This window comes from Streptomyces sp. B8-7 (genome assembly GCF_058833805.1).
On sequence record NZ_JBYRRL010000001.1, the window covers coordinates 256,828 to 271,877 of the forward strand.

9 protein-coding genes are annotated in these 15,050 nt (G+C 73.5%); 6 read left to right on the forward strand and 3 right to left on the reverse strand.

The window, feature by feature from the left end:
- Window positions 1-48: 48 nt before the first annotated feature.
- Window positions 49-1,689: a serine/threonine-protein kinase gene (locus AC5K6T_RS01205; protein WP_493207271.1), complete on the forward strand. Its 1,641-nt coding sequence runs from the start codon at window positions 49-51 to the stop codon at window positions 1,687-1,689.
- Between the two features lie 93 nt (window positions 1,690-1,782).
- On the opposite strand, the gene AC5K6T_RS01210 is transcribed toward AC5K6T_RS01205, so the two are convergent.
- Window positions 1,783-3,000, reverse strand: coding sequence for an alpha/beta hydrolase family protein (locus AC5K6T_RS01210; protein WP_493204857.1), 1,218 nt, complete (start codon window positions 2,998-3,000; stop codon window positions 1,783-1,785).
- A gap of 465 nt (window positions 3,001-3,465) precedes the next feature.
- Between AC5K6T_RS01210 and AC5K6T_RS01215 the strand changes: the two genes are divergently transcribed.
- Complete coding sequence (locus tag AC5K6T_RS01215; protein WP_493204858.1) at window positions 3,466-4,818, forward strand: serine hydrolase domain-containing protein; 1,353 nt, start codon at window positions 3,466-3,468, stop codon at window positions 4,816-4,818.
- 8 nt (window positions 4,819-4,826) lie between these two features.
- Here AC5K6T_RS01215 and AC5K6T_RS01220 read toward each other — a convergent pair whose 3' ends face one another.
- Entirely contained in the window at window positions 4,827-6,290 is a 1,464-nt protein-coding gene (locus AC5K6T_RS01220) for an NF041680 family putative transposase (RefSeq protein ID WP_493204859.1), read from the reverse strand.
- 201 nt (window positions 6,291-6,491) lie between these two features.
- A complete protein-coding gene (locus AC5K6T_RS01225; protein WP_493204860.1) occupies window positions 6,492-8,072 on the reverse strand; it encodes an IS1182 family transposase in 1,581 nt (526 codons plus the stop codon).
- Between the two features lie 404 nt (window positions 8,073-8,476).
- Between AC5K6T_RS01225 and AC5K6T_RS01230 the strand changes: the two genes are divergently transcribed.
- The 4 genes from AC5K6T_RS01230 (at window position 8,477) to AC5K6T_RS01245 (ending at window position 14,887) form a co-directional block, all read left to right on the forward strand.
- Window positions 8,477-9,652 (forward strand): serine/threonine-protein kinase, encoded by a 1,176-nt coding sequence (locus AC5K6T_RS01230; protein ID WP_493204861.1) that lies wholly within the window; start codon window positions 8,477-8,479, stop codon window positions 9,650-9,652.
- A gap of 334 nt (window positions 9,653-9,986) precedes the next feature.
- Window positions 9,987-10,640, forward strand: a complete 654-nt coding sequence (locus AC5K6T_RS01235) for a biliverdin-producing heme oxygenase (RefSeq protein ID WP_493204862.1) — start codon at window positions 9,987-9,989, stop codon at window positions 10,638-10,640.
- A gap of 234 nt (window positions 10,641-10,874) precedes the next feature.
- Window positions 10,875-12,905, forward strand: a complete 2,031-nt coding sequence (locus AC5K6T_RS01240; protein ID WP_493204863.1) for a serine/threonine-protein kinase — start codon at window positions 10,875-10,877, stop codon at window positions 12,903-12,905.
- Window positions 12,906-13,267: 362 nt separating this feature from the next.
- On the forward strand, window positions 13,268-14,887 hold the full coding sequence (locus tag AC5K6T_RS01245; RefSeq protein ID WP_493204864.1) for a succinic semialdehyde dehydrogenase: 1,620 nt from the start codon (window positions 13,268-13,270) through the stop codon (window positions 14,885-14,887).
- Window positions 14,888-15,050 lie beyond the last annotated feature (163 nt).

Consider the following 15,050-nt stretch of genomic DNA (forward strand, 5'->3'; position numbering starts at 1 on the left):
GTCCCTACGCTGATCTCGTCAAGACCAGAGCGGGGCAACGTGAATCAGATGCAGGGCCGGCTCGTCGCGGGCCGTTACCGGCTGGCCGACACCATCGGCACCGGCGGTATGGGCCGGGTGTGGCGGGCGCACGACGAGGTGCTGCACCGGGCCGTCGCGATCAAGGAGTTGACGGCCGCGCTCTACGTGTCCGAGAGCGACCGGACCGTCCTGCTCGCACGTACCAGGGCGGAGGCGCGGGCGGCGGCCCGGATCAACCACTCGGCCGTCGTCACCGTGCACGACGTGCTGGAGCACGACGGCCGGCCGTGGATCGTCATGGAACTCGTCGAAGGCCGCTCCCTCGCCGACGCGGTCAGGGACGAGGGCCGGCTCGCGCCCGCCGAGGCCGCCCGCATCGGCATGTGGGTGCTGCGGGCCCTGCGCGCCGCCCACACCGCCGGTGTCCTGCACCGGGACGTCAAGCCCGGCAACGTGCTGCTGGGCCGTGAAGGCCGCGTCCTGCTCACCGACTTCGGCATCGCGCAGATCGAGGGCGACTCCACCATCACCCGTACCGGGGAGGTCGTCGGCTCCGTCGACTACCTCGCCCCCGAACGCGTCCGCGGCCACGACCCCGGCCCCTCCTCCGACCTGTGGGCGCTCGGTGCCACGCTGTACACCGCGGTGGAGGGCCGCTCGCCGTTCCGCCGGACCTCCCCGCTGTCCACCCTCCAGGCCGTCGTCGAGGAGGAGGCGGCCGCCCCCGCCCACGCCGGGGACCTCGCCCCCGTCATCGCCGCTCTGCTGCGCAAGGATCCGGCCGCCCGCCCCGGCGCCGCCGAGGCCGAACGGATGCTCGCCGACGTGGCGGAGGGCCGCTCGCCCACCGCCGTCCGGCCGCGGGTGCCGGCCCAGGCGGGCCCCCGCGACGGCAACGCGCCCGCCTGGTCGGGCACTTCCCCGACGACCCCGTACCCGCAGCCCGCACCGGCCGCCGCACCGGCCGCCGCGCCGCCCGCACCGCAGGCGACGGGCCGGCCCCGCCGGCGGCGGACCCTCGCCCTCGTGGTGCTGCTCGCGGCGCTCCTCGGCGGCGGCACCGCCGCCGGCATCCTGCAGTGGCAGGCCCGGACGGCAGGGGGCGCCCCGGACACGCCCGCCGGCCGCGGCCCGGGTACGTCCTCGGCCCCGTCGTCCTCGGCCGGCCCGTCCGGGTCGGGGAACACCGGCACCCTTCCGCAGGGCTGGGTGCGCCGCGACGACCCGTTCGGCTTCAGCATCGCGCTGCCCGGACCGGAGTGGCAGCGCACCGAGTACGACCGGGCGACCGGACAGGCCGACTACTCGCCCGACGGCGGCGAGCACTTCTTCCGCATCGCCGTCGACCCCGCCCCCGACTTCGACGACCCGCACGCCCACCAGCTCGACCTGGAGCAGCAGGTGAGCCGGCTCGTCGACTACGAGCGGGTCGGCATGACGGAGAACGTCTACCGGGACCGCCCGGGCTCCCTCTGGGAGTACACCTGGACCGCGCTGCCCAAGGACACCGCGACCGCGCCCGGACCGCGCCGCGCCGTCGACCAGATGTACCTCTCGCGCGACGGCGTCGAGTACGCCCTCTACGCCTCCGCCCCCGCCGAGGACTGGGAGCTGATGCGGGAGCAGTTCGACGTCATGCTGCGCAGCTGGCGGCCCACCGCGTCGTAGCGCCGTGGCGGGCGGCGCCCGCCGCTGCGGAGCCGCGACCGGTGCGCGTCCGGCGTCCGCCGCCCCGGCCGGCCGCCCGCTCCCGGTGACCGGTCAGGGCGTGTGAGGGCGCTTGAGCACGTCGTCGAGCCAGTCGAAGACGCGCTGGTTGAAACGGGAGCGGTTCCAGCTCTCGCAGTGGCCCTCGGCCCCCTCGGCGCTGGAGAAGCGGACCAGCGTCCTGGGGCACCGCAGGGCCTCGTAGAGCCTCTCCGCCTGCCCGGCGAGCTGGTCGCCCTCGGCCAGGGCCACCAAGGTGGGACAGGTGATGCGGCCGGCGACGTCGGAGAGCCGGTAGCGGCCCATCTCGACCAGGTACTCCCCCACGCTTCCCAGGCCGTGCACCCACAGGGCGCGCTGGACCAGCTTCCACCGTACGACCGGGTGCTCGACCGCGGGAGCGAGGTACGGGTCCAGCTCGGCGGGGTCCACGTCCGGCAGCCGGTCGCCGAGTTCCGGGGGGACCAGCCCCATCGACCGGATGTTCTCCAGCTGGTCCCACTGCCCGGGATCCGCCACCAGCGCGGCCACCCGGGGTTCGCCGCTGACGCCGCGCGGGGCGAGAAAGCCGCCGAAGCTCCACCCGGACACCACCAGCCGGGTGGCGTCCACGCCCGGCAGGGTCACGGCGTGGTCGACGACGGGACGGAGCACCGTCTCCCAGTCCGGACGCATGGTCAGGCCCTGGTGCACCAGCGCCAGACCCTGACCCGGCCCGTCCACCAGCAGGCAGTGGTATCCGCGCCGCACGGCCGGCTGGGCGTGGGCCCAGTGCATCTCGTGCACGTCGGAGTCGTAGCCGTTGACCGCGATCACGGTCGGCCGCGGGCCGTCTTTCGGGGCGGAGCCCTCGGCCGGGCAGAAGTACCCGTCGAGGAAGCCGCCCTCGAACGGCACCCGGACCGGCAGCAGCGGCGGATCGCACAGCTGCGCGAAGCGGGCGAAGCAGTCCCGCTCGCGCCGCGCCGCGTCGACGAGCCGGGGGTCCACCGGCAGCCCGTAGAGCGGGTAGTAGGAGACGCGCAGATACGTGGCGGCCCGCAGGTACGCCTCCCGGGCGCTCACCCGGTGACCGGCCCGGTCGCTCTCCTCGGCCCACCCCCGCACCATGGCCGCGGTGGCGGTCCACTCCCGGTACCAGCTGTTGTTGTCGCCCTCGGTGATCCGGGCCGCCGTCGCCGCGCACTCACCGAACTCCGCGCCGCCACCGGTCATCGTCATCACCGCGCGCTCCAGGAACATCTGGAACAGGGGGTGGTCGAAGCGCTTCACCGGACGTTCCCTACGTGTGGGCCGACATGGCATCCCGGCCGCCCTCCGTTCCCGGCCGGCGGCGCACGCCTGTCTACCACCGCCGCACCGGGGCCGCTCCGGCTTGCCCCGACCGTGGGTGTGGCGGACCGGGGGAGCCGGTGCGCGTGAGGACGGTGGGTGCGCGGGGCGGCCGGTGGCCGTGACGCGGGGCCGGGTGTGCGGGGCGGCCCGTGACGGTGAGGGGTGGTGGGTGTGCGGGGCGGCCCGTGAGCGTGAGGGGCGGTCGGTGTGCGGGGCGGTCTGCGGCCGTGAGGGGGGTGCGGCGGGTGCGCCCGTGTGGCGGTCACCGGTGACTCGATGCGGTGGTGTCCGGCCGCCGCGGGCATCCCGTGACCGACCCGCCGGGGATGCAGCCCGACGATGCAGCACCAGTGGCCGCGGACCTCCCGCCGTCCGCCCCTCCCGACCCGTTTGGAGACCCGCATGCTGATCGGCACCGTCGGCCGCGCCGTTCGCCGGCGATCGCGGCGCACGGCCGTGGCCTCCCTGACGGCGGCAGCGATGCTGCTCACCGGGACGGCCTGCTCGGGCGACACCGTCACGCAGAGTGCGGGCACGCGGCTGTCCTCCCGGCAGGTGTCGACCCCGACGGACTCCGGCCGAGCCGCGCAGCTCGACGCCGCGATCCGGCAGGTGATGCACGAGACCGGCGTTCCCGGCGTGATCGTGGGGCTGTGGATGCCGGGACAGCCCGACTACGAGCGCGCCTTCGGGGTCGCCGACAAGCAGGCGGGCACGCCGATGACCACCGACCTGCACATGCGGATCGGCAGCGAGACGAAGACCTTCACCGTCACCGGCATCCTCCAGCTGGTCGACCAGGGAGAGCTCGGCCTCGACGACCCCGTCTCACGCTACGTGTCGGGCGTGCCGGAGGGCGACCGGATCACTCTGCGGGACCTGGCCCGGATGCAGAGCGGACTCTTCGACTACACGAAGGACCCGGACTTCGTCGCGGCCCTGGAGGAGGACCCCGAACGGGTCTTCACCACACAGGAGCTGCTCGACTACTCCTTCAGCCATCCCCTGGACTTCGCCCCCGGAACCCAGCTGGTGTACTGCGACACCAACACGGTGCTGCTGGGCCGGGTGCTGGAGAAGGTCAGCGGTCAGAGCCTCGCCGACTACTTCCGCGACCACGTGCTCGACCCCCTGCACATGAACGGGACCCTGTACCCGACGAACGCGCGGATCCCGACGCCGTACGCACACGGCTACACCACCCAGACCGCGGACGGGAAGGAGACCGACGCCACCCACTGGAGCCCGTCCGACGCGAACGCGGCGGGGGCGATGATCTCCGACCTGGACGACCTGCACACCTGGGCGCCGGTCGTCGCCACCGGCACGCCTCTGATCAAGCCCGCCACCCAGGAACAGCGCCTGCAGACGGCCACCAGTCCGGACTTCCCCGGAGCGGCATACGGGCTGGGCCTGTTCACGGCCGAGGGCTGGGTGGGCCACAACGGCTCGATCCCCGGCTACGAGAGCCTCACGCTGTACCTGCCGTCGCAGGAGGCCACCATGGTCGTGCTGCTGAACAGCGACACCCCCTACCAGGGCGCGTCCCCGAGCACCCTGTTCGGCACGGCCATCACCAGCGTCGCCACTCCCGGACATGTGTTCCGCCTGGGGCCCGGGCCGTCGGCCTCGCCGTCAGCCTCCGCCTCGACGTCCGCCTCGACGTCCGCCTCGGCCCCGCCGTCCGCCTCCGTCTCACCGTCCGCTTCGGCCGGATCGCGTACGACGCCGCCCGTCCCGGCGACCTCTCCCTAGCTTGTTTTTTATGGTTTGCGAGCTTTGAGTTGATTACGTTCCGCGATACTTTCGGGCCGCCTGGTCGTTTTGCCCACGTCGTAACGAGTGGCGGGCCGTCGGTTCTTGGAGCCAAGTGGGCGTCCTGGGCCTGGAGTTGACGGTTTGGGTGCACGGGCCGGATTGTGCAGGTGGGGGCGGATGTTCCTGAACCCTCGGCGGACTCGGGCCGGGGTGAGCCGGCCGGGCTCGGCCGGCTTCTCCCAGGGGCGGCGGAGATCTGCGGCGAGGGGCCGGGTGAGCCGGAGCTGGGTGTGCGCGGCGATGACGATCCATGTCCACCGGTCTGCCGCCTCGGGAGTACGGAGCCGGGGACGCGTCCAGCCGAGCGTCTGTTTCTCAAAGCGGAAGGTGTGTTCCAAATCGAAGCGACGAAGGAAAGCCTGCCAGCGCAGATCGACTTCTTCGCCGGCCATGCCGGTCTTCGAGGACCACAGCCACAAGGGCAGCGGCTCACGGTCGCCGGGCAGGTGGTCGACCTTCAGCCGGATCAGGGTGCCTTCGATGACGGGGAGTTCACCGTCGTGGTCGATCCATGCGGAACGAGTGGTGAGGCGAGGATGGATCCGGTCCCAGGCCATCGCCTGTGCGGTGCCGTAGCGGTCGGTGACCTGCACGGTCTCCGCGTCGGGCTCGCCCCAGGTGTCGGGCCTGGCGAAGCGGAACTCCTTGCCGTGCTTCGGCGGCCTGCCGCCCTGGGGGTAGGCCAGGGCGTACTGCTTGAGCGAGGGTGCCGGACGGCGCATCACCCGGTCCGAGCGCATCCGCCCGAGCACCTCGACGGGGAGCCCGTCAAGGAGGTAGGCCATGCGCGGAGCGTCGTAGCCGGCGTCGAAGACGACCAGGATGTCCGGGTCTCCCTCCTCCCACTGGCCGCCGTCGACCAGGTCGGTGACAACACGGCGGACCTGGGCGGCGGTGACCTCGGCGACGTCGTCGTCGGGGCCGAGCCGGACCGCGTCGAGCAGCTGGCACCACGAGGTGCGGCCCGTCTCCAGCGCGGCCACGAACGAGTACGGCCAGCCAGGGATGAGCTGGTCCGAAGAGCGTCCCGAGCGTCCGTAGACATGACAGAACAGACGGTCCGGGCTGGTCGGCGCGTCCGGGCGCAGCCACGCGGAGACATCGACGGCCAGGACCAGACGGTTGTCGGCGGCCTTGGGCTGCGGCAGCATCGCCAGAGCCTTGCGCAACCGGTCTGCGTCGATGCGGCCCCGGTTGAGCGCATCGTACATCGCTCCGTGCCCACGCCGGTGCTCGGCCAGCAGTGTCAGGTCGACCGGCGAGGTCACCGGCCCGTCCTCGCAGAGCATCGCGTCCGTGAGTTCGAACAGCGCGTCCCCGCGCCGGGTCAGACACGCGAACAGGTCTTCCCGAAAGTGGGACGTGAAGTCGAACGCATCCCGCCGGGCATCGTGGTCCAGCACACTCACCTCTGCAGCCTTCGTATGAACGTGATTCCGTGGCGGAACGCATGGTCATACGAAGGCCGTCAGCATGCCCGGCGAATCCCCAGACGAGCGAGCCTGTACGAGGCAACGTTCGAGGCCAGAGGTAAAAGAACAAGCCTAGAAGATCACTGAAAATCTTGCTGTGAGGGTGGTTCCGCCGGTGGCGGGGCCGCCCTCCGTGCTTCATGGTGTGGCCGGGGTCAGGGTCCACGTGCCGTCGTTGGCGGGTTCGAGGCCGAGGTTGATGAGTCGGCGGAGGTTGAGGGCGGCGGCTCGGTTGCGGAGCCAGGTGTCGTTCTTGAGGGTGCCGAGGTAGCGGAGTCTGCGGTTGCCTTTGGCGGTCAGCCAGGCGATGCCGCGTTCGACGGGTGGCCGCCAGCGGCGGTAGGTGTCCTTCCAGACGGGGTCGGCGGCCTGGGCACGGGCGTCGGCCAGGCGCCGGTGCTGGGGGTGGACCCGCAGGACGCGGCCGGTCTTGGAGGTGGTGCAGCGTTCGCGCAGCGGGCATCCGGTGCACAGCGTCTTGAACTGGGCCTGACGGAACCCTCCCTTCAGGGGCTTGCCGAGCGGGAGGGTGTGCCCTGCCGGGCAGGTGACCTGGCTGGTCTCGGTGTCGATGTGGAAGTCGTCGCTGGTGAAGCCGCCGGGGACCGCCATCCGGAGCGGCGGCGGTTTGAGGATCGCGTCGTGGCCGGCCTGTTCGAGGTGTTCGCGCAGGCCGGCGGTGCCGTAGGCGGAATCGCCGAGCACTTCGACCGGTTCGGTCTCGTCTGCCAGGAGGTCCTCGGCGACTCTCGCCTCGTGGTTGGCGGGCCCGCTGCCGGGGGCCAGGGCGACCTCGGTGAACAGGCCGGTCTCCGGCTCCACGGCAGCGTGGCCCTTGAAGCCCTCCTGGTGGCGGGTGCGGTTCTTGTGGATGTGTCTGGCCTCGGGGTCCACGGTGGAGACCACCCGGTCAGGGGCGGTGCCGCGGGTGATGCGCCAGCGGCCGTCGCGGCCGTCGGAGTCCTCGGCGGGCTCGACATCCTGGCCGGCGACCAGTGCCAGCAGGCCGACCGCGTTCGCCGCCCGCTCGCCCAGCTCCTGCTCAGGCAGACGGCCCAGCAGGTTGAGCGCGTCGCTCACCAGCGCGTCGACCAGCTCGGCGCGGGCCTGCTCATCGTCCCAGGCGATCCTCGGCTTGCCCGCATCGGCGTAGTCGTGCGCGGCTAAGTACGTGGCGGCGACCTGGCCGGCGCCGGGCACCTCGCGGATCACCCGGCGGATGGCCGAGATCAGCTGGGTGACCGTGTCCTGGGTGGCCACCGCGTCGTCGAACACCGTGGAGTCCAGCGCGCGGCGCCGCTTCCCGCGCAGGATGCCGGTGGCGGCCACGACCTCCTTGACCCGGGTGAAGATCCGCCCCGGGTCCGCCGAGCGCTGCAGACGGCGCCGGAAGTAGGTCAGCAGCGAGGGGTCGAACGCGGTGTCGTACAGGCCCAGCCCGCATGCCGCCTTCCACCGCAGGTCGCACCGCAGCTCCAGCACAGTCTCCACGTCCGAGGTCCCGAACAGGCTCTGCAGCACCACCGCCGCCGCCAGCACCTGCGGCGGCAACGACGGCCGGCCGTTGGCCGAGGGGTACATGTCCGCGAACATCTCCGGCGGCAGCAACCGCTCGCGGTGCTCGGCCAGGAACGCGAACACACTCCCCGCCGGGATCAGCTCCCGGCAGGTCTCCCATACATCCGGCCCGACCGTCTCCCCGGCCCATTCCCCCTGCACACACAACAGTCTGGCCCCGCGTCAGCACACGCGGGGCCAGAACCGAAGATTTTCAGTGATCTTCTAGGGCGTGTTTCGAAAGTCCCGCCTGCCTGGCGGCGTCTGGCACGCACGCTCGCCGCGTTGTCGGGCTCGCCCCGATACATCCAGTATCGGGGCGACCCTCCGCCTTGCGATCGCACGCACCAGACGCCGCCAGACCTGCCCTTCGGGCAGACGACGCTACTTTCAAAACACGCCCTAGTACCCCGTCAGGGTGGTGTGGAGCGGCTGGGCGGCGAGTCCGCCCTCCGGCCGGAGGGCGGACGTCCTCCGGCCGAAACCCGTCGCCGACCGTCGCTTGTCGGCCACCTGCGGCCGAGCGGCCCGGAGGGTACCACTCCGGCTGATGCATCATGGGGCGCATGGGGACCGAGCGGACGGGCGGGCGGGTGATAGCGGGCCGATACCGGCTGGAGACGGTGCTGGGACGCGGCGGCATGGGCGTGGTCTGGCGTGCCACCGACGAACTGCTCGGCCGGGTCGTGGCGGTCAAGGAGCTCACGCTCGACGACACGCTCACGTCGGAGGAGTCCCGCCGCCGAAGGGACCGCACCCTGCGGGAGGCCCGCGCGGTGGCCCAACTGCGCCACCCGCAGGTGATCGTGGTGCACGACGTCGTCGCCCACGACGAACGCCCCTACCTGGTCATGGAGTTCGTCGACGGCGGCTCCCTGGCCGACCGGATCGCCGCCCAGGGACCCGTCGACGCCCGCGAGGCGGCCCGGATCGGGGTCGCCCTGCTCGGCGCCCTGCGCTCCGCGCACGCGGCCGGCGTCCTGCACCGTGACCTCAAACCCGCCAACGTCCTGGTGGAGAACCACACCGGGCGGGTCGTCCTCACTGACTTCGGGGTCGCCCACGTGGACGGCACCACCACGCTCACCGAGAGCGGCTCCTTCGTGGGGTCGCCCGAGTACACCGCACCCGAGCGGATGTCCGGGGCCGGCACGGGGGCCGCCGCCGACCTGTGGTCGCTCGGCGCCCTGCTGTGTGCGGCGGTCAGCGGCGAGTCGCCCTTCCGCCGCGATTCGCTGGGCGCGGTCGTGCACGCCGTCCTCACCGACGACATCCGCCTGCCCGCCCAGGCCGCGCCCCTCCTGCCCGTCGTACGGGGGCTGCTGGAGCGCGATCCGGAGCGGCGGCTGGACGCGGCGGAGGCCGAGTGGATGCTGCGCGGCTTCCTCGACACGGGGCGGACGCCGGAGCCGGAACAGCGGATGCCGCGCCCCCGGCTGCTGGTGGCCGCGCTGGTGGCGGCCACGGCGGTGGTGGGCCTGTCGGCGGCGGCGCTGCTCGTCAACCGCGACGGGGACACCGGAGGTTCGCCGACGACGCCCGCTCCGACGAACTCCGTGAGCTCGCCACGGACCACCACGTCGGGCACACCCGCGGGCACCGGGTCCGGAACCCCGTCGGGCGACCCCGGCGGGTTTCCGGCCGGGACCGCACCGGGGGAGCCGGGCGGGGGCCTGACGGTGAGTCCGACCGGGAGCGCGACCGGGAGCCCGGAGGAGGGGACCACGGGGAGCCCGCCGTAAGGAGGGAGACGGGCGGCCGGCGGACCGGAGCCGGTCTGGGGATGACCGGCGGTGGGCGGGGCGGTCGGGTGGGATGACCGGCGGCGGCCGGGAGCGGCAGGGGATGCGTGGCGGCGGGCCGGGGTGGCGTCGGTGGGCGGCCGCGGACCGGAGCGGCGGTGGGCGGAGGACGGCCTGGGGCGCGGTCGGGAGGGCGCCGGGATCCTTACGTTGCGCTGAGCCGTTCGAGGGGTAGCGTTTTTACCGACAGGCCGTCGGGAACCCATTGACTTAGGTAAGCCTAAGTCGGCACCATCGTCGTGGTTCCCGAGCCCTACGGTCCCGGAGGCACGCCTTGGACACGCCCTTCTCGTCGCTCATCCGCACCGCGTCCCACGAACAGCACGCGGAGGCGGAGTCGTCGACGTTCATGAGCGACCTCCTCGGCGGACGCCTGCCGGTCGACGCCTACGCGCGCTACACGGAACAGCTCTGGTTCGTCTACCGCGCGCTGGAGGACGGCGCGGCCGCCCTGCGCGCCGACCCCGTCGCCGGACCCTTCATCCAGCCGGAGCTCTTCCGCACCGCCGCCCTGGAGCAGGACCTCGCCCACCTGCTCGGCCCCGGCTGGCGCGCCGGGCTGTCCGCCCTGCCCGCCACCGCGGCGTACGCGGCGCGGGTCGCCGGGTGCGCCCGCGACTGGCCGGCCGGCTATGTCGCCCACCACTACACGCGCTACCTGGGCGACCTGTCGGGTGGTCAGATCATCCGTGACCGGGCCGAGCGCACCTGGGGCTTCGCGCGCAAGGGTGACGGCGTACGGTTCTACGTCTTCGACGGCATCGCCAACCCGGCCTCCTTCAAACGGGCCTACCGCGAACTGCTCGACCGGGTGGACGCCGACGACCTGGAGAAGCAGCGGATCGTCGAGGAGTGCAAGCGCGCCTTCGACCTCAACGGCGCGGTGTTCCGGGAGCTGGCGGAGGAGTTCCCGCTCAGCGCCGCCTGAGCGGCGGGCGGTCCGCGTCCTCCCGGTCCGTGCTCTCCCGCGCCGGGCCGTCCCGGCGGGCACCGTCCCCTGTCCGTTCCGTCCCCGGGCCATGCCGTCCCCCGGGCCGGGCAACGGCCCTCGGCGGACGGTCCCTTGACCGCGTCCCGGTCCGTCGCGCCCCGGGTCACGGGTCGGTGACCGCGGCTCCTCCCCGGTGGCTGCCGGAGCGTCCGGCGCGGTATGCATGGAGGCATGAGCAGCAACGGGGGAGCCCGCCAAGGGGCTGACGAACCGACGAGTTTCGTCCTGCAACCGCCGAAGCCGAGTCCGGACCACAGCTCGAACCCGCGGCAGGGGCAGGGGCGGGTCCCCGGTCAGGACCACGGGCAGGGTCAGGAGTACGGGCAGGAGTACGGGCAGGAGCGCGGACGGGGACAGGAGCATCGGCAGGAGCACGGACAGGAGCGCCGGCAGGAACAGGAGCACCGGCAGGAACAGGAGCAGGGCCAGGAACAGGGGCAGGGGCAGGGCCAGGAACAGGGCCAGGGGGCGCAGTCGGGCCCCGGCGCGGGCCCCGCTTCGCATCCGGGTCCGCACGCGCATCCGCGGCCGCACCCGCCTGCGGCCGTCCCGCACCCCGGCAATCCGTACGCGACCCCGGTGCCCCCCGGCTCCGCCCCGTCCGGCCCCGGCCCGGCCGCCCCGCCGCGACCGCCCGACACCGAGCCGGACCCGCGCGCGGCGCGGACCACCGGGCCGGACCCGGAGGCGGGGCGGCTGATCGCCGGACGGTACCGGCTGCTCGGCAAGCTCGGGCACGGCGGCATGGGCACGGTGTGGCGGGCCGAGGACGAGACGGTGGGCCGCGAGGTCGCCGTGAAGGAACCCCGGGTCCCCGACCACCTTTCCGAGCGCGAACGGGCCAATGCCTACGAGCGGATGCGCCGTGAGGCCCGGGCGGCGGCCCGGCTCGACCACCCGGCCGTGGTCACCGTCCACGATGTCGCCGTCGTCGACGACCGGCCCTGGATCGTCATGGAGCTGGTGCGCGGCCGTTCCCTCGGCGCCGCCCTCCAGGAGGGCACGCTGGACGCCCGCGAGGCCGCCCGGGTCGGCCTGGAGGTGCTCGGCGCGCTGGAGGCGGCCCACGCGGCGGGCATCCTGCACCGGGACGTCAAACCGGACAACGTCCTGCTGGGGCAGCACGGCCGGGTCGTCCTCACGGACTTCGGGATCGCCCACATCGAGGGCGAGACCCGGCTGACCGACACCGGAGGCTTCGTCGGGTCGCCGGAGTACGTCGCGCCCGAGCGGGTGCTGGGCCAGCGGCCGGGCCCCGCCTCCGACCTGTGGTCGCTGGGCGTGGTGCTGTACGCGGCGACCGAGGGCGTCTCGCCGTTCCGGCGCAGCAACACACCGGCCACCCTCCAGTCCGTCCTCAACGCCACGCCGGCCCCGCCCGCCGCGGCGTCCGGACCGCTCGCCGAGGTCATCAACGGCCTGCTGCACAAGGATCCGGCCGGTCGCCCCGGCGCCGCGCGGGTACGGGCCCTGCTGGAGGCGGCCGCCCGCCCGCAGGCCTCCGCCCCGGCCCCCGTACCTCCCTCACCGGCCACCGCCGACGGGGCCCGGCCGGGCGGTGCCGGGGCGCGCGGCGGCCGGGTCGGCCGTGGCGCGCTGCTGGGCATCGGCGCGGTGGTGGTCGCCGCGGCGGTCGCGGCGTACTGCGTGATCGCCCGGCCGTTCGCCGGCCCGTCGTCCGAGGGCTGGACGCAGCACCGGGTCAAGGAGCTCGGCGCGACGGTCACGGTGCCGGACGGCTACGTCCGGCGGGTGCCGGAAGACCCCGGCGAGGACGAGCACTGGGTGCGCTACACCGACGCCGGCGGCGGAGTGTACGTCCGGCTGGAGCTGCGCAAGAAGTCGGAGGACCGCTACGACCGGATCGCCAGCTCGGCGACCGGCCAGGCCTACGAGGAGAAGAAGCAGATCGAGGAGCGGACCGGCTCCGCCTACCGCATCGCCGACGACGCACCCGTCGGCGTGGTCACGGAGAAGACCGACTTCCGCGGGCGGGAGGCCGCCGAGAGCACCGTGACCTTCACGGACGACTCCGACAGCGACCACGCCGTACCGACGGAGGTGAGGATCTTCTACTACCGGACCAGCGGCGACGACATGTACCGGCTGTCCGTCGCCTACCCGGGCCGCGGCGACTTCACCGAGCGGGGCCGCGAGGTCGCCGAGAAGGCCGTCGCCGGCTTCGAGGTGGACCGGCTCTGAGGACGCGCTCCGGCGAGGCGCTCCGGCGAGGCGCTCTGCAGAGGCCGTCGCCGTGCCCGGGGCGTTTCGCCGGGGCAGGCCGGGCCCGGCACGCTTCCGGGAGTCCGGGAGTCCGGGAGTCCGGGAGTCCGGGAGTCCGGGAGTCCGGGGGTCCGGGAGTCCGGTGGCGGGCCGGCTTCCGGGGTGTCCGGGACCGGCGGCTTCCGGGATTTCCGCGCGTGCCCGTGTGTCCGGCAGGGCCGCGTACAAGCGCGCTGATCAGGAGCTTTGTTGCCAGTGATCGCTGGCGGATTGTGTGTGCCCGGTGAATCCCTATTACCGACGGGTACACAAAGGCTCCGCGCAGGAATACCCTGCGCGTCATGACCGAAGCGCAGGCATCCGAGAAGGCCGCACCCGGCACCAACCCCGTCGCCCCCGCCCCGACGGGTGTCCGCACCGCCGCCGACGTGGTCACCCCGGAACTCGTGGCCCGGCTGACCAAGGGCGTCACGGGCTCCGGCCGCACGGCCAACCATTCCCCGCTCACCGGCGGGAAACTGGCCGACCTGCCCGAGTCGGCCCCCGAGGACGTCGCACGCGCCTTCACGTCCGCCCGCGCCGCCCAGGCGGTCTGGGCGCAGGTGCCGGTCCGTCGGCGCGCCGCGGTGCTGCTGCGCTTCCACGATCTGCTGCTGGAGCGCGAGGCCGAGGTGCTCGACCTGATCCAGCTGGAGACCGGCAAGGCCCGTCTGCACGCCCACGAGGAGGTGCAGGCCGTCGCGGTCGCCGCCCGCCACTACGGGCACCGGGCGGCGGCGTACCTGAGGCCCAAGCGGCACCGGGGCGCCATCCCGGCCCTGACCAAGGCCACCGAGCTGCGCCATCCGCGCGGTGTCGTGGGCCAGATCGCCCCCTGGAACTACCCCCTGGAACTGTCCGTGGGCGACGCGCTGCCCGCCTTCGTCGCCGGCAACGCGGTGGTGATGAAGCCGGACACCGAGACCTGTCTGACCGCCCTGTGGGCCCGTGACCTGCTGGTCGAGGCCGGACTGCCCGCCGAGGTGTTCCAGGTCGTCATCGGTGAGGGCCCGGTGGTCGGCCCCGAGATCGTCCGGCACGCCGACTACGTCTCCTTCACCGGCTCCACCCGCACCGGCCGCGAGGTCGCCCGGGGCGCGGCCGCCCGCCTGGTCGGGGTCTCCCTCGAACTCGGGGGCAAGAACGCCATGCTCGTCCTGGACGACGCCGACATCGAGAAGGCCGCCGCGGGTGCGGTCCGCGCCTGCTTCGCCTCCGCCGGGCAGCTGTGCATCTCCATCGAGCGGCTGCTCGTGCACGAGTCGGTCGCCGACGCCTTCCTGGAGCGCTTCGCCGCCCGCACCCGGGCGATGCGGCTGGGCGCGTCCCTCGCGTACGGCGCCGACATGGGCTCCCTCGCCGGGGAACGCCAGCTGCAGAGCGTGACCCGGCACGTGGACGAGGCCGTCGCCAAGGGCGCGAAGCTCCTCGCGGGCGGGGTGGCCCGGCCGGACATCGGCCCGTACTTCTACGAGCCGACCATCCTCGACGGCGTCACCGAGCCGATGGCGGTGTGCGCGGAGGAGACCTTCGGGCCGGTCGTCTCCGTCTACCGCTTCCGCACCGACGACGAGGCCGTCGAGCGCGCCAACGCCACGCCGTACGGGCTCAACTCCGCCGTCTGGACCACCAACGGGCGGCGCGGCCGCGCGGTCGCCGCACGGCTGCGCACCGGCACGGCCAACGTCAACGAGGGCTACGGCGCCGCCTACGGCTCCGTCGGGTCCCCCATGGGCGGCATGAAGGACTCCGGCCTCGGCCGCCGGCACGGCTCCGAGGGCATCCTCAAGTACACGGAGGCCCAGACGGTGGCCCACCAGCGGCTCCTGCCGATGGCCCCGGCCCTCGGCATGGACGACGAGAAGTACGCGGCCCTGATGAGCCGGAGCCTGAGGTTGATGAAGGCACTCCGGCTGAAGTAGGCGGGACGCGCCCGGGGCGCCGGCCGACGCACCTCTCCCCGGCCCCCGGCCCCCGGCCCCGGCCTGCGCCCGCGTCCCGGACGACAACCGTGCCCACGCTCCCGGCGAGACACCCGGACGGACCGCACGCACCACTCGACGAGGAGTACACGTGCCCCAGGAC

Bases quoted from the DNA above. Each gene is read 5' to 3' on its own strand.
- AC5K6T_RS01205 (WP_493207271.1), top strand. From the start codon at position 49: ATGCAGGGCCGGCTCGTCGCGGGCCGTTACCGGCTGGCCGACACCATC.
- AC5K6T_RS01215 (WP_493204858.1), top strand. From the start codon at position 3,466: ATGCTGATCGGCACCGTCGGCCGCGCCGTTCGCCGGCGATCGCGGCGC.
- AC5K6T_RS01230 (WP_493204861.1), top strand. From the start codon at position 8,477: ATGGGGACCGAGCGGACGGGCGGGCGGGTGATAGCGGGCCGATACCGG.
- AC5K6T_RS01240 (WP_493204863.1), top strand. From the start codon at position 10,875: ATGAGCAGCAACGGGGGAGCCCGCCAAGGGGCTGACGAACCGACGAGT.
- AC5K6T_RS01245 (WP_493204864.1), top strand. From the start codon at position 13,268: ATGACCGAAGCGCAGGCATCCGAGAAGGCCGCACCCGGCACCAACCCC.